Origin of the sequence: Sutcliffiella horikoshii, from assembly GCF_021991925.1 — a bacterium.
In the GTDB taxonomy this organism is placed as follows: Bacteria; Bacillota; Bacilli; order Bacillales; family Bacillaceae_I; genus Sutcliffiella_A; species Sutcliffiella_A horikoshii_F.
Genome location: NZ_RXZI01000010.1, coordinates 75,911 through 95,809, shown reverse-complemented (window position 1 = coordinate 95,809; position 19,899 = coordinate 75,911). Strand labels below are relative to the sequence as shown.

Annotated in this window: 17 protein-coding genes, 8 tRNA genes, 2 rRNA genes and 1 riboswitch; of the genes, 22 read left to right on the top strand and 5 right to left on the bottom strand. The window is 40.9% G+C overall.

The window, feature by feature from the left end; translation table 11 throughout:
* The 11 genes from EKQ44_RS19500 to rocF form a co-directional block, all read left to right on the top strand.
* Positions 1-123: ribosomal RNA gene (locus tag EKQ44_RS19500) — 23S ribosomal RNA — on the top strand; the annotation flags it as partial.
* Between the two features lie 121 nt (positions 124-244).
* Positions 245-361 (top strand): 5S ribosomal RNA (rrf, locus tag EKQ44_RS19495).
* Positions 362-370: 9 nt separating this feature from the next.
* Positions 371-445, top strand: a tRNA-Asn gene (locus tag EKQ44_RS19490).
* A gap of 1 nt (position 446) precedes the next feature.
* A tRNA-Thr gene (locus EKQ44_RS19485) sits at positions 447-520 on the top strand.
* Positions 521-535: 15 nt separating this feature from the next.
* Positions 536-610 (top strand) — tRNA-Glu (locus EKQ44_RS19480).
* 67 nt (positions 611-677) lie between these two features.
* Positions 678-753: transfer RNA gene (locus EKQ44_RS19475), tRNA-Val, on the top strand.
* Between the two features lie 8 nt (positions 754-761).
* Positions 762-845, top strand: a tRNA-Tyr gene (locus EKQ44_RS19470).
* 142 nt (positions 846-987) lie between these two features.
* Positions 988-1,062: transfer RNA gene (locus EKQ44_RS19465), tRNA-Gln, on the top strand.
* Between the two features lie 2 nt (positions 1,063-1,064).
* A tRNA-Lys gene (locus EKQ44_RS19460) sits at positions 1,065-1,137 on the top strand.
* A gap of 38 nt (positions 1,138-1,175) precedes the next feature.
* Positions 1,176-1,248 (top strand) — tRNA-Ala (locus tag EKQ44_RS19455).
* Positions 1,249-1,685: 437 nt separating this feature from the next.
* Positions 1,686-2,588 (top strand): arginase, encoded by a 903-nt coding sequence (gene rocF / locus EKQ44_RS19450; RefSeq protein WP_237665220.1) that lies wholly within the window; start codon positions 1,686-1,688, stop codon positions 2,586-2,588.
* A 24-nt stretch (positions 2,589-2,612) separates the two neighbouring features.
* On the opposite strand, the gene EKQ44_RS19445 is transcribed toward rocF, so the two are convergent.
* Positions 2,613-2,795 carry an aspartyl-phosphate phosphatase Spo0E family protein gene (locus tag EKQ44_RS19445; RefSeq protein WP_237665219.1) on the bottom strand — a complete coding sequence of 61 codons (183 nt, stop codon included), beginning with the start codon at positions 2,793-2,795 and terminating at the stop codon, positions 2,613-2,615.
* Between the two features lie 180 nt (positions 2,796-2,975).
* Between EKQ44_RS19445 and sigW the strand changes: the two genes are divergently transcribed.
* The 6 genes from sigW (at position 2,976) to glmS (ending at position 10,767) form a co-directional block, all read left to right on the top strand.
* On the top strand, positions 2,976-3,539 hold the full coding sequence (gene sigW, locus EKQ44_RS19440; RefSeq protein WP_237665218.1) for an RNA polymerase sigma factor SigW: 564 nt from the start codon (positions 2,976-2,978) through the stop codon (positions 3,537-3,539).
* Between the two features lie 19 nt (positions 3,540-3,558).
* Positions 3,559-4,188, top strand: a complete 630-nt coding sequence (locus tag EKQ44_RS19435; RefSeq protein WP_237665217.1) for an anti-sigma factor family protein — start codon at positions 3,559-3,561, stop codon at positions 4,186-4,188.
* Positions 4,189-4,643: 455 nt separating this feature from the next.
* Positions 4,644-5,465: a diadenylate cyclase CdaA gene (gene cdaA, locus EKQ44_RS19430; RefSeq protein WP_237665224.1), complete on the top strand. Its 822-nt coding sequence runs from the start codon at positions 4,644-4,646 to the stop codon at positions 5,463-5,465.
* Entirely contained in the window at positions 5,458-6,711 is a 1,254-nt protein-coding gene (locus EKQ44_RS19425; protein ID WP_237665216.1) for a CdaR family protein, read from the top strand. Before cdaA ends, EKQ44_RS19425 begins: the two co-directional genes overlap by 8 nt.
* A 20-nt stretch (positions 6,712-6,731) precedes the next feature.
* The gene (gene glmM / locus EKQ44_RS19420; protein ID WP_237665215.1) at positions 6,732-8,078 is read left to right on the top strand and encodes a phosphoglucosamine mutase; all 1,347 of its coding nucleotides are present in this window, start codon (positions 6,732-6,734) and stop codon (positions 8,076-8,078) included.
* An 883-nt stretch (positions 8,079-8,961) separates the two neighbouring features.
* Positions 8,962-10,767 carry a glutamine--fructose-6-phosphate transaminase (isomerizing) gene (gene glmS, locus EKQ44_RS19415; protein WP_237665214.1) on the top strand — a complete coding sequence of 602 codons (1,806 nt, stop codon included), beginning with the start codon at positions 8,962-8,964 and terminating at the stop codon, positions 10,765-10,767.
* Between the two features lie 86 nt (positions 10,768-10,853).
* On the opposite strand, the gene EKQ44_RS19410 is transcribed toward glmS, so the two are convergent.
* The 3 genes from EKQ44_RS19410 to EKQ44_RS19400 are packed head-to-tail and all read right to left on the bottom strand — an operon-like array spanning position 10,854 to position 14,763.
* Complete coding sequence (locus EKQ44_RS19410) at positions 10,854-12,035, bottom strand: Ger(x)C family spore germination protein (RefSeq protein ID WP_237665213.1); 1,182 nt, start codon at positions 12,033-12,035, stop codon at positions 10,854-10,856.
* Positions 12,032-13,123, bottom strand: a complete 1,092-nt coding sequence (locus EKQ44_RS19405; protein WP_237665212.1) for a GerAB/ArcD/ProY family transporter — start codon at positions 13,121-13,123, stop codon at positions 12,032-12,034. Before EKQ44_RS19405 ends, EKQ44_RS19410 begins: the two co-directional genes overlap by 4 nt.
* A 29-nt stretch (positions 13,124-13,152) precedes the next feature.
* Positions 13,153-14,763 carry a spore germination protein gene (locus tag EKQ44_RS19400; RefSeq protein WP_237665211.1) on the bottom strand — a complete coding sequence of 537 codons (1,611 nt, stop codon included), beginning with the start codon at positions 14,761-14,763 and terminating at the stop codon, positions 13,153-13,155.
* Between the two features lie 197 nt (positions 14,764-14,960).
* Positions 14,961-15,060: riboswitch (purine riboswitch) on the top strand.
* 59 nt (positions 15,061-15,119) lie between these two features.
* Between EKQ44_RS19400 and add the strand changes: the two genes are divergently transcribed.
* The 4 genes from add to EKQ44_RS19385 all read left to right on the top strand — a co-directional run bounded on the left by add (position 15,120) and on the right by EKQ44_RS19385 (position 17,588).
* The gene (gene add, locus EKQ44_RS19395; RefSeq protein WP_237665210.1) at positions 15,120-16,121 is read left to right on the top strand and encodes an adenosine deaminase; all 1,002 of its coding nucleotides are present in this window, start codon (positions 15,120-15,122) and stop codon (positions 16,119-16,121) included.
* A 249-nt stretch (positions 16,122-16,370) separates the two neighbouring features.
* Positions 16,371-16,676 (top strand): biotin/lipoyl attachment domain-containing protein, encoded by a 306-nt coding sequence (locus EKQ44_RS19390; RefSeq protein ID WP_237665225.1) that lies wholly within the window; start codon positions 16,371-16,373, stop codon positions 16,674-16,676.
* A 319-nt stretch (positions 16,677-16,995) separates the two neighbouring features.
* The gene (locus EKQ44_RS21530) at positions 16,996-17,127 is read left to right on the top strand and encodes a hypothetical protein (RefSeq protein ID WP_269151732.1); all 132 of its coding nucleotides are present in this window, start codon (positions 16,996-16,998) and stop codon (positions 17,125-17,127) included.
* 101 nt (positions 17,128-17,228) lie between these two features.
* Complete coding sequence (locus EKQ44_RS19385) at positions 17,229-17,588, top strand: hypothetical protein (RefSeq protein ID WP_237665209.1); 360 nt, start codon at positions 17,229-17,231, stop codon at positions 17,586-17,588.
* A 36-nt stretch (positions 17,589-17,624) separates the two neighbouring features.
* On the opposite strand, the gene brnQ is transcribed toward EKQ44_RS19385, so the two are convergent.
* Positions 17,625-18,977: a branched-chain amino acid transport system II carrier protein gene (brnQ, locus tag EKQ44_RS19380; protein ID WP_237665208.1), complete on the bottom strand. Its 1,353-nt coding sequence runs from the start codon at positions 18,975-18,977 to the stop codon at positions 17,625-17,627.
* Between the two features lie 233 nt (positions 18,978-19,210).
* Between brnQ and EKQ44_RS19375 the strand changes: the two genes are divergently transcribed.
* Entirely contained in the window at positions 19,211-19,882 is a 672-nt protein-coding gene (locus tag EKQ44_RS19375) for a GntR family transcriptional regulator (RefSeq protein ID WP_237665207.1), read from the top strand.
* The last annotated feature ends 17 nt before the right edge of the window (positions 19,883-19,899 follow it).

Sequence of the window (19,899 nt, the reverse complement as noted above, 5' to 3'; positions counted from 1 at the left end):
GATGAGATTTCCTTTTACTTCGGTAAGTAAGATCCCTGAAAGATGATCAGGTAGATAGGTTCGAGGTGGAAGCATGGCGACATGTGGAGCTGACGAATACTAATCGATCGAGGACTTAACCCAACAATAAGTAATTTTATGAACGATATGAATTCTTGATACGAACACATTATCTAGTTTTGAAGGAACAAGAAAGTTGAAAAACTTCTTGATTTTCTTTCTCAATTTTGTATAATATTATTTGTCTGGTAATGATGGCGAAGAGGTCACACCCGTTCCCATACCGAACACGGAAGTTAAGCTCTTCAGCGCCGATGGTAGTTGGGGGATCTCCCCCTGTGAGAGTAGGACGTTGCCAGGCTAGTATTGTTCCACCATAGCTCAGCGGTAGAGCATTCGGCTGTTAACCGAAGGGTCGTAGGTTCGAATCCTACTGGTGGAGCCATGCTTCCATAGCTCAGTTAGGTAGAGCACTTCCATGGTAAGGAAGAGGTCACCGGTTCGAGCCCGGTTGGAAGCTTATACAATGAAAATTGGCCCGTTGGTCAAGCGGTTAAGACACCGCCCTTTCACGGCGGTAACACGGGTTCGAATCCCGTACGGGTCACCAAAGTTTTTTCACGATAGTGAAAATAACTTTCCTTTTAAAATTTTTAAATAAATACCTTTATTACATTGGAGGATTAGCTCAGCTGGGAGAGCACCTGCCTTACAAGCAGGGGGTCGGCGGTTCGATCCCGTCATCCTCCACCATATCCCTTGGAGGGGTAGCGAAGTGGCTAAACGCGGCGGACTGTAAATCCGCTCCTTCGGGTTCGGCAGTTCGAATCTGCCCCCCTCCACCATTCAACTTCGAAATGAAAATTCCGGAGTTTTTGTTTGAAATTGTGTATAAACTTTCTCTAACTAGAGATAATAAGTGAAGTTAGTTAACCTGGCATTTTGGGTATGAAATACATAAAGTTTATACAAAAACATTTTCATTAGTGGGCTATAGCCAAGCGGTAAGGCATCGCACTTTGACTGCGACATGCGTTGGTTCGAATCCAGCTAGCCCAGCCAACGTGCCATTAGCTCAGTCGGTAGAGCATCTGACTTTTAATCAGAGGGTCGAAGGTTCGAGTCCTTCATGGCACATCTTTTTTTATATTACAAGCTTTATTATTACTTCATAAGGGGCCTTAGCTCAGCTGGGAGAGCGCCTGCTTTGCACGCAGGAGGTCAGCGGTTCGATCCCGCTAGGCTCCACTTTCTAATAAAGTTTAAGTCATAGACCTTTGGGTTTATGGCTTTTTTGTTTGCTTCGTAATCTAGAGTTACGGAAGGAGTTAACAATAATAGAAGCAGGGAAGTTTCCCTCGTATCTAGATAAGGCTAAAAGGACCCCGCGATTGAATCGGGCGATTATTTTAACTTTTTGGGCTATTAACCGACCTAAACGGGCGAAAATTAAAATATACAGGCGAAAATCACAGTTAATCGGACGAAAAAAATGGCCTCTCAGATCACCTAAACCTAACGCTAAAAGCTATCCTAAAATCTCTCCCAGCCAACCTTGCCCCTCCCCTTCTCTAATTAATAATCCGACAATTCCAAACTGCATATATATTCAAAACTATGTCGAGTTGAGTCATCTCTTGTTTTCGCTATACAATAGAAGCAGATTAAATAAGGGGGAACGATTCATGAAGAAGGATATTAGCATTATTGGAGTACCAATGGACTTGGGACAAACACGTCGCGGAGTGGATATGGGTCCCAGCGCAATTCGTTATGCGGGAGTAGTAGAGAGATTGGAAAGGGTGGCCCACAGTATTGAAGATTTAGGAGATATTGAAATTGGCAGCAGGGAAAGATCAGATGAAGCGGAAAGTAATTTAAAGAATTTGAAAGCGGTTGCGGAAGCAAGTGAGAACCTTGCATCAAAAGTGGATGAAGTAGTCACTCAGGGTAAATTCCCTTTAGTATTGGGAGGGGACCACAGTATTGCCATTGGGACGATTGCTGGCCTTGCGAAGCATTATCCTAACCTCGGCGTCATCTGGTATGATGCGCATGGAGACTTGAATACCGGGGATACATCACCATCGGGTAACATTCACGGGATGCCGTTAGCTGTTAGCTTAGGACTTGGAGATCCAACACTGACCAATATTGGTGGGTATGGTACTAAGATTAAACCAGAAAACATCGTGATCATCGGGGCTAGATCACTTGATGAGGGAGAGAAAGTACTCATTAAGGAAAAGGGGATTAAAGTATTTACGATGCACGAGATAGATAGGTTGGGGATGACTGCGGTGATGGAGGAAGCCATTGCATATTTGAAGGAGCAAGGGGCAGATGGTGTTCACCTTTCCTTAGACCTGGATGGCTTGGACCCGCATGATGCACCTGGAGTGGGTACACCTGTCCTTGGCGGAATCTCTTATCGGGAAAGTCATTTGGCAATGGAGATGTTAGAAGAGGCTGATATTTTGACTTCAGCAGAGTTTGTGGAAGTTAACCCGATCCTTGATGAGCGTAATAAAACAGCAACGGTGGCTGTTGCTCTGATGGGTTCATTGTTTGGGGAAAAACTCCTGTAAATAAAAAAACACCAGCAACTTTTATCAGGAAGTTGCTGGTTTTCGTTTTATTTGTAAATATAAGTATTGGTTTATCAATGAATCAAGCGAGGTGCTCGCATCAATTACTTCTTTGGAATGTAGATGGTTGGAGGAGGAAAGTCGAATCATTTCTTCTCTTTTTCTCTCAATAGCTTCTTGTAAATGGACGGTAGCATGGACTGCCAATGTATAACACCCCTTATTCATTAGGCTTCAAAACTAATCCTAGTAGTTTTTACCCTCTTTTATCCTTTTTCAAACCAATTTTAGTAAAAATTTGTTAGAATATATTTTATAAAGAAAAATGAAACCTTTTACGGCGAAGGCACGTATTACTAGTCGACCGCCAGACATCGGGGGAACGGAATGGAAGAGCTAATAAGAAAAAGAATAAAACAAATAAAAAAAGGCGATCAGGATGCGTTTGCGGAAATCGTGGAGATATTCAAAGATAAAATCTATCAGCTTGTGTACCGGATGATCGGTAATTCACATGAAGCGGAGGATATTGCACAGGAGGCGTTTATTCGGGCATATATCAATATTAATAGCTTTGATGTTAACCGGAAGTTTTCTACGTGGCTCTACCGAATTGCAACGAACTTAACGATCGACCGTATTCGTAAAAAGAAGCCGGATTATTATTTAGATGCAGAGGTCGCAGGGACCGAGGGATTGACGATGTATTCCCAAGTGGCCGCAGACATTGCCCTTCCTGAGGAGGAAGTGGAAACGATGGAGCTTCAAGGGGAAATCCAGCGTCAAATATTGAAGCTTCCGGACAAGTACCGTTCGGTGATTGTGTTAAAATATATCGACGAGCTTTCGTTGATTGAGATCAGTGAGATACTGGAGATTCCAGTAGGAACGGTAAAAACACGTATTCATAGAGGGCGAGAAGCGCTTAGGCAGCAATTGCGCCATGTTTAATTCTGGAGGTGTAAGTAAAATGAGCAAATGTCCGGAACAAATCGTCCAGTATATGCATGAGTATTTAGATGGTGATTTAGATAAAGAACAGGAAAAGGAACTTAAAGCGCATCTCCACGATTGCAAGGAATGTCTACAAGTTTTCCATGAGCTGGAGAAGGCAATTGCGCTTGTGCAGAGTACCTCTCACATATCTGCACCAAATGATTTCACGCAAAAAGTGATGAGCAGTTTACCAAAAGAAAAGAAAACCATTGGCTGGAACCGTTGGATGCGTTCGCACCCACTGTTTGTAGCTGCCGCCATTTTCTTTATTTTGATGGCAGGGAGCCTCTTCGGGGGATGGCAGGAGGATAAATTCGCCTTTACCAACCAGCCGAATCTTGTCGTTCAGGATAACACCGTGATTGTTCCCGAGGGTGAAGTGGTAGAAGGGGATGTTGTGGTCAAAAACGGTAACATCCTCGTCGAAGGAGAAGTCAGGGGAAACGTGACGGTCATCAATGGTGAAGTGGTCAATGGGGAGAACTATCTTGCTTCTGCTGGGCAGGTAACAGGTGACATAGAAGAAATAAACCAACTGTTTGAGTGGATCTGGTTCACCATGAAAGATGGCTTCAAAAAAGCCGTTGATGTTTTCAACGATTAGAGGGAAGAGTTAAACGGAGATCTACTGCTGTGTCAAAGTCTTAGAGATGCTTGAAATACTCAAGCATCTCAGTGTGTTGACAAAAAAACTTCATAGCAGTTTTCAAGTTGATCATAGTGGAAGGCGCGAAGACTCCCGCGGGGAGAAGGGACAGGGAAGACCCCGGAGGGCGTTAGCCCGAGGAGGCTTCCGGACCGCCCGCAGGAAAGCGAAGCGCCTGGAACGAAGATCAACAGTCAACCTAATTAATTTATAGTTTGTCGAGAGTCTTGGATGCTTGAAATACTCAAGCATCTTTTTATATTTCAAGGAGATTATAATAATATTGCAAATCATGATTTATAGGGCCATTTCTACTTGATTATTAAAAATATGCTATAATGACATGGTTACGGTTTTCGTACTTGATACATAAATCTTGTACTGTTAAAGGAAGTGTGAGAATGCCTTTTGAAATACCTTTTGGAGATATGCCATATTTAAGTTACCTGGCAAATATAGTCGATATTTTGCTGGTTTGGTTTGTTATTTATAAGCTTATCATGGTCATCCGTGGGACAAAGGCGGTTCAGCTGTTAAAAGGAATAACAGTGATAGTGGTTGTAAGGATCATTAGTAGCTTCTTAGGATTAAGCACCTTGCAATGGCTGATGGACCAAGCGTTGACCTGGGGATTCTTGGCGATCATCATTATTTTCCAGCCTGAGCTGCGACGTGCCCTTGAGCAATTGGGTCGAGGGAAACTGTTCTATAGAAGCGGTGTGGATGATGAAGAAGAGCATGCCAAGATGATGGAAGCAGTCGTGAAATCTGTTCAATACATGGCAAAGCGCCGTATTGGAGCACTTATATCCATTGAAAGAGAAACTGGAATGGGAGATTACATAGAAACGGGTATACCGTTACATGCAAAAGTGTCCTCCGAGCTTCTCATCAATATTTTTATACCGAATACGCCACTTCATGATGGTGCGGTAATCTTACAAAAAAGCAAAGTATCCGCCGCAGCATGTTACTTGCCATTGTCCGAGAGTCCTTTTATATCGAAGGAACTGGGAACAAGGCACAGAGCCGCACTGGGAATCAGTGAAGTAACAGATAGTCTTACAATTGTCGTGTCAGAGGAGACAGGAAATATTTCCGTCACGAAGAACGGCGAACTGCACCGCGATTTAGAACCTGATATATTCAGTGACCTGTTGATGAAGGAAATGGATACAAGTATCAAAACTACATCTTCAACTCGCTGGCAGTGGAGGGGGAAAAAGGATGGATAAGTTTATCAATAACCGTTGGGTGATGAAAATTATCGCATTGTTGATGGCCTTTATGCTATACATGTCCGTTAACATCGAAAATACTTCCACACAGCAGCGAACTAACACCACCCCTCCACCGTTTTCAGGATCCAATGATGTGGAAACAGTGACCGATGTCCCTGTGGAGTCTTATTATGACCGTGAGAATCTCGTTGTGACCGGAGTTCCACAAAGTGTTGCGGTGACGCTTGAAGGCCCGACTGCAACGGTTAAGCCTGCTGCCCTGCAAAAAGATTTTGAAGTGTTCGCAGACCTTTCCGATCTTGGGGTAGGGACACACCAAGTGACACTGCAGCATCGCAATCTATCTGATAGATTAAGCGTAACGATTGAGCCGGCTATCGCTTCTGTGACGATTCATGAAAGAATTTCGAAGGACTTTCCTGTGGATGTTGATTTTATTAACAGAGGGCAGATGGAAGAAGGTTACCAGACGGAACAGCCAATCGTGAAACCGAACATCGTAAAAGTAACAGGTTCGCGTGAACTGATTGAAAGCATTGCCCTTGTAAAAGCCCGTGTGGATTTAAAAGGTGTCAATGAGTCTGTGGAACAACAATCGCGTGTCACCGTATATGACAGGGAAGGGAACTCTTTAAATGTGGAAGTGGAACCTCCTGTGGTGGACGTCAGTGTCCCGGTCACTAGTCCTTACAAGTCCGTTCCTTTGAAGATAAATCGAAAAGGATCACTTGGAGAGAACTTGAGCATCACCAAAGTGGAAGCAGTACCGAACGAAGTGACCGTTTATGGGCCGAAAAGTACCATAGACAAGCTAGAGTTCATTGATAATATAGATTTGGATTTAACGGAAATAACAGAAAGCACAACCGTTGAAGTGGATGTTCCTGTACCGGACGGAGTAAAACGGGTGGTACCGGAGAAAATCAAAATCAACGTGGAAGTGGAAAAAGAAGAGCAAAAAACATTTACAAACGTCCCCATCCAATTTATCGGCCTTACAGAAGGATTGGAGCTTGAGTTCATGGACCCCGAAACCGGGTTATTGGACCTGACAGTCCTAGGGTCCCCAAGCGTCCTTGAGAACGTCAACAGCACCGATATGGAGATGTATGTCAATGTGACGGATTTGAATGCAGGAGAGCATGAAGTGCCTCTTGAAATAAATGGTCCACAAAATGTCTCATGGGACCTGCCGAAGAGAAATGTAAAGTTCAGATTGATAGAAGAAACTAATGAGTAGTAAAAGGAGAGATTTACGAAATGGGTAAATATTTTGGAACGGATGGAGTGCGCGGGGTAGCGAACTCGGAATTAACGCCTGAATTGGCATTTAAAGTAGGACGTTTGGGTGGATATGTGTTAACAAAGGACCAGACCCGTCCAAAAGTGTTGATCGGCCGCGATACACGTATTTCAGGACATATGCTTGAAGGGGCGTTAGTGGCAGGATTACTTTCCATTGGTGCAGAAGTTATGCGCTTGGGAGTTATTTCGACCCCAGGTGTTGCATATCTGACAAAAGCATTGGGTGCCCAAGCTGGTGTGATGATCTCTGCTTCTCATAATCCGGTTGCGGACAATGGAATCAAGTTTTTCGGACCGGACGGTTTCAAACTTTCTGACGAGCAGGAAGCAGAAATTGAAGCATTGATGGACGAAGAGACAGATAGCCTTCCACGTCCAGTCGGCGCTGACCTAGGTCAAGTGAACGACTATTTCGAAGGCGGACAGAAATACCTTCAATTCCTAAAACAAACAGTGGATGAGGATTTCTCCGGCATTCATATTGCCCTAGATTGTGCACACGGCGCGACATCTTCTCATGCGACACATCTTTTTGCAGATCTTGAGGCGGACATCTCTACGATGGGTTCTTCTCCGAACGGATTGAACATCAATGACGGTGTTGGTTCTACTCACCCAGAGGCACTTGCAGAATTGGTGCTGGAAAAGGGAGCGGATATCGGTTTAGCATTTGATGGTGATGGCGACCGTATCATCGCAGTCGATGAAAAGGGACAAATTGTCGACGGCGATCAGATCATGTTCATCTGTGCTAAATACTTGAGCGAGCAAGGACGCCTTCGTCATAACACAGTCGTTTCCACTGTCATGAGCAACCTTGGCTTCTACAAAGCACTAGAGGCTAGTAATGTGGAAACAAAGCAAACAGCAGTCGGCGACCGTTATGTAGTGGAAGAAATGAAGAACGGTAATTACCTTCTTGGCGGAGAGCAATCCGGCCACATCATCTTCCTTGACTACAACACAACTGGTGATGGCATGCTGACAGGCCTTCAGCTTGTGAACATTATGAAGTTGACGAAAAAGAGCCTTTCCGAGCTTGCTGGCGAAATGACTAAGTTCCCTCAACTTCTTGTGAACATCAAAGTAACGGACAAGCACCGTGTTACAGAGAACGAGAAAGTAAAAGCTGTCATTGAAGAAGTAGAAGCGGAAATGAACGGCAATGGCCGCATTCTTGTGCGTCCTTCCGGTACAGAGCCACTTGTACGTGTCATGGCCGAAGCACCAACACAAGAGCAATGCGATGAGTACGTAGAGCGTATCGCAGCTGTTGTGCGTGCGGAAATGGGCACGGAATAATTGAAAGAGTGAACGAGAAAGATATGCATACGCCGCACTTATGAAGCGGTGGATGCATATCTTTTTTATATGGTGTGGGAATTTTGGTTAGCGAGGATGATGCCTTGTAACATTTTTGATTGTTGGTAATTATGTGGAGTGGAGAATGGTTGAAGCTCGAGACATGCATGCACTGGATTTGTAATTGTCCGAAGTTTTGCTGATTTTGACCGAAGTTTCGGGAAAGTTGACCGAAGATTTCACGATTTTGACCGAAGATTGAAACTAATTGTCCGAACGAATTTTTTAAATGTCCAAACGGCATTAAAATTTGACCGAACAGTAGCCATCAATTGTCCCAACCCACCCCCAAAACCATGCGGAAGTGTCCGAATTGTATGGGAAATTGTCCGAATGCTTAAAAACCAATTAAAAATGAGTGGAATTCGTTCTAATCTAGAAAGATTTCGCCCTATATTGAGTTATGAGCAAATGCCTGGCCATCCATACTTATCTCTCCCAACCTCCCTTTGCATTAATTGGTAATAATCCACATAATTGTTGACGAATTGGGGTATGGAAGGTAAGATATTATTTGTTGCTATTCAAGAACGGAAAGGAGCATTAAAGTCTCACAATAACTATATATACAAAGCGCCTGAACTAAGCGACGGACGAAACAATGCTTAGTTGACGAGGAGGAGGTTTATCGATCCATCGGCGGATGCCTCCCGGTTGCCAAATCACAACCGACCCAGGAGCAGTTTAAAGCATAAAGGCAACTTTATGTACAAAGACTGTTACTATGATGACAAAAAATATTTTATAGGTAATGTGGGGGCAAGATCGTCCCCCTTTTATGGTGTGCTTTCTTGTCCCTGCAACGCTAGGGAGGAAACTATTTATGTGCGGAATCGTAGGATATATCGGAACACAGGATACAAAGGAAATTCTTTTAAAAGGTCTAGAAAAGCTTGAATACCGTGGATATGACTCTGCAGGTATCGCGGTGATGAACGAAGGCGGCGTACACGTATTCAAGGAAAAAGGCCGTATCGCGGACCTTCGCGAAGTAGTGGACAACACTGTTTCTGCAACAACTGGAATCGGTCACACTCGCTGGGCAACTCACGGTGTCCCAAGCCAAGTAAATGCGCATCCACACCAAAGCACGTCTGGTCGCTTTACACTTGTTCACAACGGAGTGATCGAGAACTATTCACAACTGAAACGCGAACACTTACAAGGTGTAGAGCTTGTGAGTGAAACAGATACAGAAGTAGTCGTACAAATCATCGAGAAATTTGCAAACGAAGGACAGCATGTGGAAGAAGCGATGCGTCGCACTCTTTCCATCTTAAAAGGTTCTTACGCGATTGCTTTATTGGATAACGAAGATCCAGAAACAATCTATGTAGGGAAAAATAAGAGCCCTCTATTGGTTGGAGTTGGAAAAGGTGACTTCAACGTGGTGGCAAGTGATGCAATGGCGATGATCCAGGTAACGGACCAATTCGTTGAACTGATGGACAAAGAAATGGTTATCGTGAAAAAAGAAGCGGTAACAATCAAAAAGCTGAACGGTGAAATCGTTGAGCGTGCGCCATATACAGCTGAACTTGATGCAAGTGATATCGAAAAAGGCACATACCCACATTACATGCTAAAAGAAATCGATGAGCAGCCATTAGTAATTCGTAAGCTCATCCAAAAATACCAAAACGAAAACGGCGATTTGACGATTGATGAGGACATCATCGATGCGGTGAAGCAATCTGACCGTCTTTACATCGTGGCAGCAGGAACAAGCTATCACGCAGGACTTGTTGGAGCACAAATGATTGAAAAGCTTGCAAAGGTACCTGTAGAAGTACACGTAGCAAGTGAGTTCAACTACAACATGCCAATTCTTTCTGAAAAGCCGCTATTCATCTTCATCTCTCAAAGTGGAGAAACAGCGGACAGCCGTGCAGTACTTGTACAAGTGAAAGAGCTAGGTTACCCAGCACTTACAGTAACAAACGTACAAGGATCTACACTATCCCGTGAAGCGGATTTCACCTTGCTACTTCACGCTGGCCCTGAGATCGCAGTAGCATCTACTAAAGCATACACAGCACAACTTGGTGTTCTATCCATTTTCGCTGCGGTACTAGCTGAATCAAAAGGCCACAACCTAGAATTCGACCTAGTGCAAGACCTAGGAATCGTTGCAAATGCAATGGAAGTTCTATGTGATGCAAAAGAAGAATTTGAAGACATCGCTCGCAAATTCTTGGCAACAACAAGAAACTGCTTCTTCATCGGCCGTACAATGGACTACTATGTAGGTCTTGAAGGTGCATTGAAACTAAAAGAAATCTCCTACATCCAAGCAGAAGGATTTGCTGGAGGAGAATTGAAGCACGGAACAATCGCCCTAATCGAAAATGGTACACCAGTTATCGCCATCTCCACACAAGAACAAGTGGACCTATCCATCCGCGGTAACGTGAAAGAGGTAGTAGCACGTGGTGCCAACCCTTGTATCATCTCCATGAAAGGCCTAGAAACAGAAGAAGACAGCTTCGTTGTACCACAAGTAAACGAACTGCTATCTCCACTAGTTTCTGTCATTCCGTTACAGCTGATCTCTTACTACGCAGCACTTCACAGAGATTGTGACGTAGATAAGCCACGTAACCTTGCGAAGAGTGTGACGGTGGAATAATTCTGTAGAGTGTCAAAAACTACTATGTTAAGGCTAAATATGAGAAGCACCTTTACTGTACAAAGTAAGGTGCTTTTTATATTTGCTCACTTCTGTATCCCCAATCCAAAGTCAGTGATTGTAATCTTTACTTCATAATCGATAGGGGCCTCACTGAAAATAGAATCCCATTCGCTTTGGTGCTCTTTCCAAAACTTAGGGTATTTAATTCTTACATAATCATGGAAACCAATGACATCTGCTTGTAAATCTTTTTGAATTCTATCCAAACTGGTTTGAATCTCTTTTTTTACTTCTTCTGCTATTTGCTCCTCTATTTTTCTTCTGTTTTTTTCCTTTGCAACGTCTTGAGTAGGGGTTGCTACCTCTATGATTAGCCCTTCTGATTTAACATTTACTTGAAAAGAAAGCTTGCCGTCCTTTAATGTGGGAATAATCTTACTTTTTAATATTTCTTGTTCGTAAATTATTGGTTTATCACTGTCTTCTTCCATTACTTTTACAATAGCGCCATCAGTTTGTGCGGTAATCCAGTTTATTCCTTTTAATTCTTCTTCCTTTAAGAAACCAATTAGCTTCAATGTACTCCCTTTTATTACAGCGGCACCGGATAGTTTAAGTTCACCATCCATTTGTACGACGTTTTGCAGGATAAAACTGGATTGTGCTTCCATCAAAGCGTTTATTTTAGCAAGGGACTTCCGTTCGAGTAGCTTGTTCGATTTATCAAAGTTTTCAGTGATATCATATATATGCATGGATGGGATATCGTCTGTCTCCATATGACCTAATATGTCCTTTGCGAGCCCGTCTGTAATCATGACAAGCATACTCATTCGGGCCTCAGGTTCCCGGATAAAAAAATCAAGAATTTCTCTTATACTTCGATTTTCTGCTACCTCTCTACTTATGATTATTAACCTTTGGTGTTGGCCGTTCACTGTGTTTTTTCTTACCTGTATAATATCTCGAGCTGTTTCGATGAGGGAGGCTCCGGTCTGTTCCACGTTGGTGTAGGGTTTTTCTTCTTGCTTTTTAGTATCTTGACTTTGATTGCTTTTTATTTTTGCCATTTGATAGGTAACAGTTAGTAGAGAATCAGTCCCATAGTAAGAAGAAGTAATATTTCCTTCTTGAGCTGTATCCACTCCAACACCAATCAAGAGATCCAGTTTTTCAATATCCCTGGAACTCCAGCAGCCGGTAAGTAGCGGAATTAATATAACCAGTTGGAAAGAGCGTCTTACGAGAAAATATAAATGCTTCAACTGTGTTTCCTCCTTAAGAAAGAGAGAACTAATAGCATAATGGGGATTATGCCAAATAAAACAATGGCTGCATTTCCCAGCATGTCACCAAGCGAAAAAGCTTGCTGTAGATTTTGGGGTAGCATGGAAATAAAGAAAGCTACGGGAAGGAGCATGTACATAAAGATTCTTATCTCTTTATTGAAAAGTTGGGATAGTCCTAAAGATGCTGCATATAACGTAATAGATATGGTAGCGAAGATTTGTAATATCCAAATCGTTAAAAAGAGGGAATCATATCTTTCAAAGAATATTCCTGGAAATTCAAAAGAGTGGATAAGTGTTATCGTTGGCCATGTTAAATTGCCAACTCCATCAAGCGATAAGGCTCCGATTACTATTAAAATAGTAACAAGATAGAAAATAGTCGGCATTAATACTCCTACAAATACAACCTTCTTGCCTTTCTTGGGATCCGTTAAAAAGGCAGAGAGAATAATTAGTATTTCAATGCCGATATAAGACAAAGAAGTCGTTTTAATTCCTTTTAACACAGGGCCGATACCGCCGCCAAGAACTGGCCTTAAGTTTTTTAATTCAAATAAACCTAAGCTCATTAACGCTAATAATATGAAAATAAAAACGGTAAGGGGAAAAATGATTTGAAACATCCGTGCGATTGAATTAAGGCCATCTACATTCAAATAAAGGGTAAGCCATAAAAAGAGAATAATTAAGATTTGGATAGGAGTGCCTTCGAGTAAATATGTTTCCGTAACCTCAGCTAAAATCCTCACTTCAAAACTTGTTAAGGTTATAAAATATGTGACCATTGATAGGCAAATGATGGTGCTTACTATCCTTCCCACAATTTTGGGGCTGTATTGATAGAATGTTTTCTTAGGGTATCTATTATTAAGCATTAAAATAATGAAGCCTACTGCCAAAGGAAAGAGGCTGCTAATCAGAATGGTAATCCATATATCAGGAGTTCCGACTTCATCAGCAAGTGCTCTAGGTAAAGTAAGTATCCCTACACCTAGAATATAGTTGATGATGATGATAATGGCTTGAGCAGGCGAAATTCGATTTTCCTGTTGTGGGTTCATAATCAATAGATCCTTCCCTAATAAATAAATTACCCTTTCCGGATAGTGTCAGTTGGCTTGAAAATCTTTGGTCTTTTTTTCATAGCTGATATAGGCAGTCGTATTAAAAAGTCCTTCCAATCATTGGTCTGATAAGGCACTGCAGGGCTAAGGTAAGGAACGCCAAAGCTTTTTAAGCGAACAAGGTGTATGCTGAAAAATATAAAAAAGACTATAACACCATACAATCCCAATGTTGCGGCAAGGAACATGGCAATGAATCTTAAAATTCTTAACGAAATGCTTATATTATATTGTGGAAGCGAAAAAGAAGAAATCGCTGTTAGAGCTACGACAATTACAGTTACTGGGCTAACGATACCAGCTTGAACGGCTGCATCCCCGATTACCAAACCACCAACGATTCCAATCGTTTGGCCGATTGGTTTCGGTAGCCTTAAACCTGCTTCTCTCAGTATCTCAATAGATACCTCCATTAAAAGAGCTTCAATAAGGATTGGAAAGGGAACCCCTTCCCTGGAACTAATAATGGAAAGGGCAAGTTTTGTAGGGATTAACCCTTGATGAAACGATACAAAAGATATGTATAATGCAGGTGTGAAAACTGCTATAAAAGCAGCCACATACCTTAGGAATCTGACTAAACTACCTGCAATCCAACGCTCATAGTAATCTTCCGGTGATTGCAAAAACATATTAATAGTAGCAGGTACAATTAATGCAAAAGGAGACCCGTCTAATATAATGGCAACTCTTCCTTCAGTGAGGGCAGCTACCACCCGATCAGGACGTTCTGTACTCTGGACCTGTGGAAATAGAGAGAAATTATTTTCTTCAATCAATTCCTCCACATATCCTGATTCAGGTAAATTATCGATATCGATAGACTCAATTTTTTGTTTCACATTTTCAATGATTTCAGGGTTTGCTATTCCTTCTACATAGGTAATGACTAACTCTTTGTTGAATCGTTTGCCTAATTGAAGGGTGATAAACCTTAGGTCAGTATTGACTCCCGCTTTCCGAAGAAGGGTCACATTATCTATCAAGTTTTCATTAAAGCCTATTCGCGGTCCTCTAACCTGCAACTCAGACACAGGCTCTTCCAAGTTACGACCTTTAGCATTGCTTGTTTTTAATACAAATGCATAATCGATATCTTGTAAAAATAATAACGTTTGCCCTCTAAGAACATTTGTATTGATAGCTTCAATCCGGTTCTCTTCGGAAATCTCGCTAATTGGTAAAAGATTTTTAATTTGTATTGTCGAAGGATCAATATTATCGGGAAGATTTACTAGCAATGGTTCCAGTATATTACTATTGATAATAGTTGTATCTACAAGCCCTTTTGCAAAAATGATGGCAGCTCTAGTCTTTTCTTTCCCAAAGGTGAACTCTCTTGTAATAATGTCCTTGTTTATCCCGAAATTTTTATTTATTTCATAAACATTGGTAGATAGGTCATTCGAAAGTAAAGCAGGAGCCTTATCCTGTTGTTCATTGGCTGGTTTTGTATGATCGCCATGAAAAAAACCGCTAACCTTAGACAAGGTCAAAGGAACCAAAAAAGTAATGATGGTATACACATAAATATTTGCTTCTGGAAGAAAGTTTTTAATAGATTCAACAATATGCACTGGGGGACCTCCTATAGCTAAAAGAGAGGGTACCTCAAATAACTTTTCATGGATATATTATCACTCATGAACTAAAAACTATGCGTTCACTAAGCTAAAATAGGAGAATATAAAAGGAGAAACTATCCACCCTGAGAGAATGGAATGATATTCTAGTTCCTTGACAATTTAGATAGAATTTATTATTTTTATAAAGTACATAATAAAATACACAAATTCGTATAACTCCAATAATATGGTTTGGAGGTTTCTACCAGGTACCAATAATTCCTGATTACGAAGGAAATACAAGAATTTTCACTTGTGCTTTCTTCGTAACCAGGAATTTTTTTATGGAAAAAAATAGGAGGGGAACCATGAATTTTTCTAAAATACCTAAAATTGAATTACACTGCCATTTGGACGGGAGTGTTAGACCGGAGACCATCATTGACATCGCAAAGAAAGATGGCATCCATATCCCTTCTTTTGATAAGGAAGAGATGAAAGAAGAACTGATTGCTCCACTGAACTGTGAATCCTTAGATGACTATCTTAAAAGATTCTCTATTCCTAATTTAGTCATGCAGTCAAAAGAAAGCTTGAAAAGAATCACTTTTGAGCTTTTTGAAGATGCAGCAAAGGAAAATGTAAAATATATGGAGGTTCGATTTGCCCCTTTACTTCATACGAAAATGGGTTTATCTATAGAAGAAATTATCCTAAGTGTGATAGAGGGAATGAAAGAGGCAGAAGAGAAATTTGATATTCATGGGAATATCATTTTGTCATGTATGAGAACGATGTCGGTGGAAAGTGCTTTTGAGGTCGTTGAGAAGGGGGAGAAATTCTTAGGAAAAGGGGTTGTTGCAATTGATTTGTGCGCTTCTGAGGACGAAGGTTTTTGCGAAAAATTTATTGACCCAATCACATTAGCTAGAGGATATGGATTTAGAGTAACAATCCACGCAGGTGAAACTGGAATCGGTAAAAATGTGCTTGAGGCAGTAAAATTGTTAGGGGCTGAAAGAATTGGACACGGTGTGTTCATTAAAGATTGTGAAGAAGCTTATAATATTGTAAAGCAAAAACAGGTTGTACTTGAAATGTGTCCAACAAGTAATGTTCAAACCAAAGCAGTAAACCAGATTAGTGATCATCCAATTTGCGATTTTCACAGAGATGGAATAAAAGTAACCGTAAATACGGACAACAGAACGGTTTCAAACACAACGATGGCAAAGGAATGTGATTTAGTCTGGGATGAATTTGCAATGAATGATGTAGAATATAAACAGATTTACATGGATAGCGTACAAGCTTCTTTTGCAAATGAAGAGGTAAAGGAAAGTCTGAAGAAATATTTGCAGTACATTTAAATTTAATTAATTCTAGTAGTGGTTAGGATGAAACTATTGTTGTTGACCCCCATTTCAGGATCAGCTGAAATGGGGGTTGTCTACGTCTGATGCGCTGTTTCTAGGAGACAATGCATTTTTAAGGAATGTAAACTAAGTCGATTGTCTTTTATATTTATATTCATATTGAATAGATCATTGTATTTCTCAATGAATGAGTGAACGAGTAAAAGAATATCCTGTTTTCTTTCCCGAAGAGGGGGAATAAAGATGGGAAAATTATCATCCAGTGGTTCCATGAATTTTCAAGGAGGGAAGAGTGTGATCCAACGAAATCATTCAATTAATTGTCCGTATGATGGAATAATTGAAAAAGTGTACATTTGTGAAAATTGCCATGTATATGAATGGGAAAATCTCTTCTTAATCAAAACAACAGAAGGAAAGATAAAGGGCATCTCAGTAGGTGCAAGTGGACACATCACCTCCCTCGTAGTAAACCAAGGGGATCAGGTAAGACGGAATATGCGATTAGCTTCTTTACAAGATGATTTTATGATCACAGGGTCTGATTGATAGTATAGTTCTTATAGCGATTGAAAAGGTTTGGGATAACCCAAGCCTTTTTTCGATTGGTAAAGTATGCTTTAGATACTTTACCAATAAAGTGAGGACCAATACAGCAGTTAGATATATTATTGTTATTCTTAATGGGCACTTTAGTGCTTTAAAGAATGTGGGGTCAGACCCCTACAATGGTAGATTCTATTAAAAAAATCTAAATATCTGCCTTTTTTAATAGAAAAGGTAACTTACCTAGAGCATGTCAGACTTATCCTACATAGTATATGGAGTGTAAGGGCCTTTACTAAAAATGGAAGAATAGGAGGACAACATGAACCCAAATCTAGTAACTATTGTAGTTGGTATCTTATTACTAGTAGGATTGCTGGTAGCTATTCTGATTGGTACTCCAGAACAAAGAGAAGCAATCATTCAGTGCTTCCAAGATTTTGTAGCTTTATAACAACAAATTCCTTTTAGTCAAGGACGATTTCCATAGAAGAACGAACTCTAGGGTTTCTTCTATGGAATCCCTTTATTTTACCAAAGAAGAGGGGAAAAACAATGATAGAGGAAAAGGATTCTAATTCTTCCACAGAAGGTTTAATGAAAGATAGTAATACACTAGATGTAGATAGTATTATGCAGCTAGCAACAAAATTAATGAGCAATAAAGACGTGATAGATACATTCTCCACAGTTTTGCAGCCAGGTAATAGTAACTTTTCAAATAAGAAGAAAACTCACTCGGTAAGTTCATCAGGAACATCTGACCATGCTGGCCTTCTTATGGGAGTTCAGCAAGAACTAATAAATTTGAAAACCGAGTTGGCAGACTTAAAAAAACAAAACGATGAACTCAAAGATTTACTGGTGAAAATGAATGAAAGCAGCTCCAAAAGAAAAAAATGGTGGAACCTTTAATTCCACCATTTTTTCTTTACTTTTCTATTGTAGAAATTAACTCGCTTTCCTCTCAAGCTGTACACGTTGCGGCTTTTCTTTTATTAGTTTGCTCCAAATATACCCCAACACAGCCCCGATAATCGCTGGGAAAATCCATCCCAAACCTACTTCATATAAAGGAAGGATCGTAGCAAAAAGGTTTTCGATAGGCACAATGCTCATACCCGCAGCCTTTAACGCGTCTGATATTGCCACGATGGAAGTGAAAATCATGCTTCCCTGATACACTTCTTTTCTCCCGTTAAAGAACGAATGTAAGAAGGTTAAGGCCATCAGGCAGACAACAAATGGATAAATGGCAACTAACACTGGTACCGAAACGGCAATCAATTGCGTTAAGCCCACGTTTGCAAAAATAGCACTGGTTATAGATAACAAGATAACAAAAGTCTTGTAAGAGATGCTTGGTAACAGTTTATTGAAATACGCAGAACAAGAAATGATAAGACCGATACTTGTTGTGAGGCAAGCGGCAATAACGATTAGGCTTAGTAAAAGTCCACCATTAGCTCCAAAAAAGTGAGTGGCTGCACCTGATAACACGGCCCCGCCATTTTCTAATTGTCCAAGTGCTTCCACACTTGATGCTCCAATATAGGATAGGGAAGTGTAGATGATGGCAAGGAGTCCTGCCGCAATACTGCCTGCTTTTGTGACAGCGATCATAATTTCCTTTTTAGAGGTCGCACCTTTTGCTTTCACGGCGTTGATGACAACGATCCCGAATACAAAGGCAGCAAGGGCATCCATTGTCAGGTATCCCTCTTGAAATCCAGTGAAAAAGGAACCATCTACATAACTTTCTGTAGGTGCTTGGAAGCTACCAATTGGAAAAATAAATGCCGCTGCAATTAAAATACCTATGAAAATTAACAACAGTGGCGTTAAAACTTTCCCTACAATATCGACTATTTTAGAAGATTTCAACGAAAAGAATATGGTAACCCCAAAAAATAAAATGGTAAAGATTAATAACCCAACGCTACTGCTCTCTGCTGATAAGAAAGGCCTAACCCCCATTTCAAAGGAAGCGGTGCCCGTTCTAGGGATGGCAAAAAGAGGTCCAATGGCTAGATATAAAATAACTGTAAAAGCTAGCCCAAAGACGGGATGTACCCTGCTTGCCAAGGACTGTAGATCGCTTTTCCCTGAATATCCCAACGCTAATACGCCGAGTAATGGCAATCCAACTCCGGTTACGATAAAGCCTGCATTAGCAGACCAGATATTTGTTCCGGCAGATTGACCGAGCATGGCTGGAAAAATTAAATTCCCCGCGCCAAAGAATAAAGCAAAAAGCATAAAACCAATGGCTAGTACAAAAGAAAAAGGCATTCTGTTATTCATCTCAAATCCTCCTGATATCTAGTAATCTGGTTGTTTTCTAAGAAAATATATAGAAAGTTAGTTTGACTAGGTAATATATTGCATAACACAAGATATCACATGCAAAATATTTATGCAATATATTACGTAGAATTGTGTCATGCAATATATTGTATTTAAAAGCAGAATGCTATACACTTTTACATATATTACTTGAAGTCGTAATTGATTTTTTATAAAGGTGGTTGTTCATTATGCCCATACCTTCTAACTATTCATCTCCCACTCGGGTGTCTGCAAAAAAGCGAGCCTTTTCTCAAATTCAAGAGTGGATCATCGATGGAACGCTACAACCGAAAGAAAAGTTAAATGATGCGGAGCTTGCACAAGCGTTAGGTGTAAGCAGAACGCCAATACGGGAAGCGTTGCAATTGCTGAATGTTCAAGGACTAGTGGAAATGTTCCCTGGGGTAGGCACGCAAGTCACCTCTGTAAATAAAGAAGACATCACGAAGATCCTGCCTCCATTAGGCGCCCTGCAGGCTTTAGCTGCTGAACTGGCAACACCATTAATTACCCAAGACACCATTGATGCATTGCGAGAGATAAACAAGGCATTCGCTCGTGCCATTAAAAAAGGGGACTTTTATTCCGCTTTAAAGCAGGATGAACAGTTTCATAATATTATTGTTGAAAATGCACAAAACCCGTATCTGGCTAATTCAGTGTCGAATCTTCAGGCACATGTTCTGCGTCTTTATTTTCATCAATCGATTATACTGACGGATACTTCTATAGAAGAACATGAGTCCATCTTAAAAGCATTCGAAAATCGTGATAAAGAAACTGCTGCAAAGATAGCCCGTATCAATTGGGTGCGTGCTATTGATGAGTTTTATGCGGATCAAAAAGATAGTGTGGAATAGCTTTACTATACATCCGA

Excerpts from the sequence above, each read along its gene's own strand:
- brnQ (WP_237665208.1), bottom strand. The coding sequence starts at position 18,977 with ATGAATAACAGAATGCCTTTTTCTTTTGTACTAGCCATTGGTTTTATG.
- rocF (WP_237665220.1), top strand. The coding sequence starts at position 1,686 with ATGAAGAAGGATATTAGCATTATTGGAGTACCAATGGACTTGGGACAA.
- EKQ44_RS19435 (WP_237665217.1), top strand. The coding sequence starts at position 3,559 with ATGAGCAAATGTCCGGAACAAATCGTCCAGTATATGCATGAGTATTTA.
- EKQ44_RS21530 (WP_269151732.1), top strand. The coding sequence starts at position 16,996 with ATGAACCCAAATCTAGTAACTATTGTAGTTGGTATCTTATTACTAGTA.
- EKQ44_RS19425 (WP_237665216.1), top strand. The coding sequence starts at position 5,458 with ATGGATAAGTTTATCAATAACCGTTGGGTGATGAAAATTATCGCATTG.
- glmM (WP_237665215.1), top strand. The coding sequence starts at position 6,732 with ATGGGTAAATATTTTGGAACGGATGGAGTGCGCGGGGTAGCGAACTCG.
- glmS (WP_237665214.1), top strand. The coding sequence starts at position 8,962 with ATGTGCGGAATCGTAGGATATATCGGAACACAGGATACAAAGGAAATT.
- EKQ44_RS19390 (WP_237665225.1), top strand. The coding sequence starts at position 16,371 with ATGGGAAAATTATCATCCAGTGGTTCCATGAATTTTCAAGGAGGGAAG.
- EKQ44_RS19405 (WP_237665212.1), bottom strand. The coding sequence starts at position 13,123 with ATGAACCCACAACAGGAAAATCGAATTTCGCCTGCTCAAGCCATTATC.
- sigW (WP_237665218.1), top strand. The coding sequence starts at position 2,976 with ATGGAAGAGCTAATAAGAAAAAGAATAAAACAAATAAAAAAAGGCGAT.
- EKQ44_RS19375 (WP_237665207.1), top strand. The coding sequence starts at position 19,211 with ATGCCCATACCTTCTAACTATTCATCTCCCACTCGGGTGTCTGCAAAA.
- add (WP_237665210.1), top strand. The coding sequence starts at position 15,120 with ATGAATTTTTCTAAAATACCTAAAATTGAATTACACTGCCATTTGGAC.
- EKQ44_RS19385 (WP_237665209.1), top strand. The coding sequence starts at position 17,229 with ATGATAGAGGAAAAGGATTCTAATTCTTCCACAGAAGGTTTAATGAAA.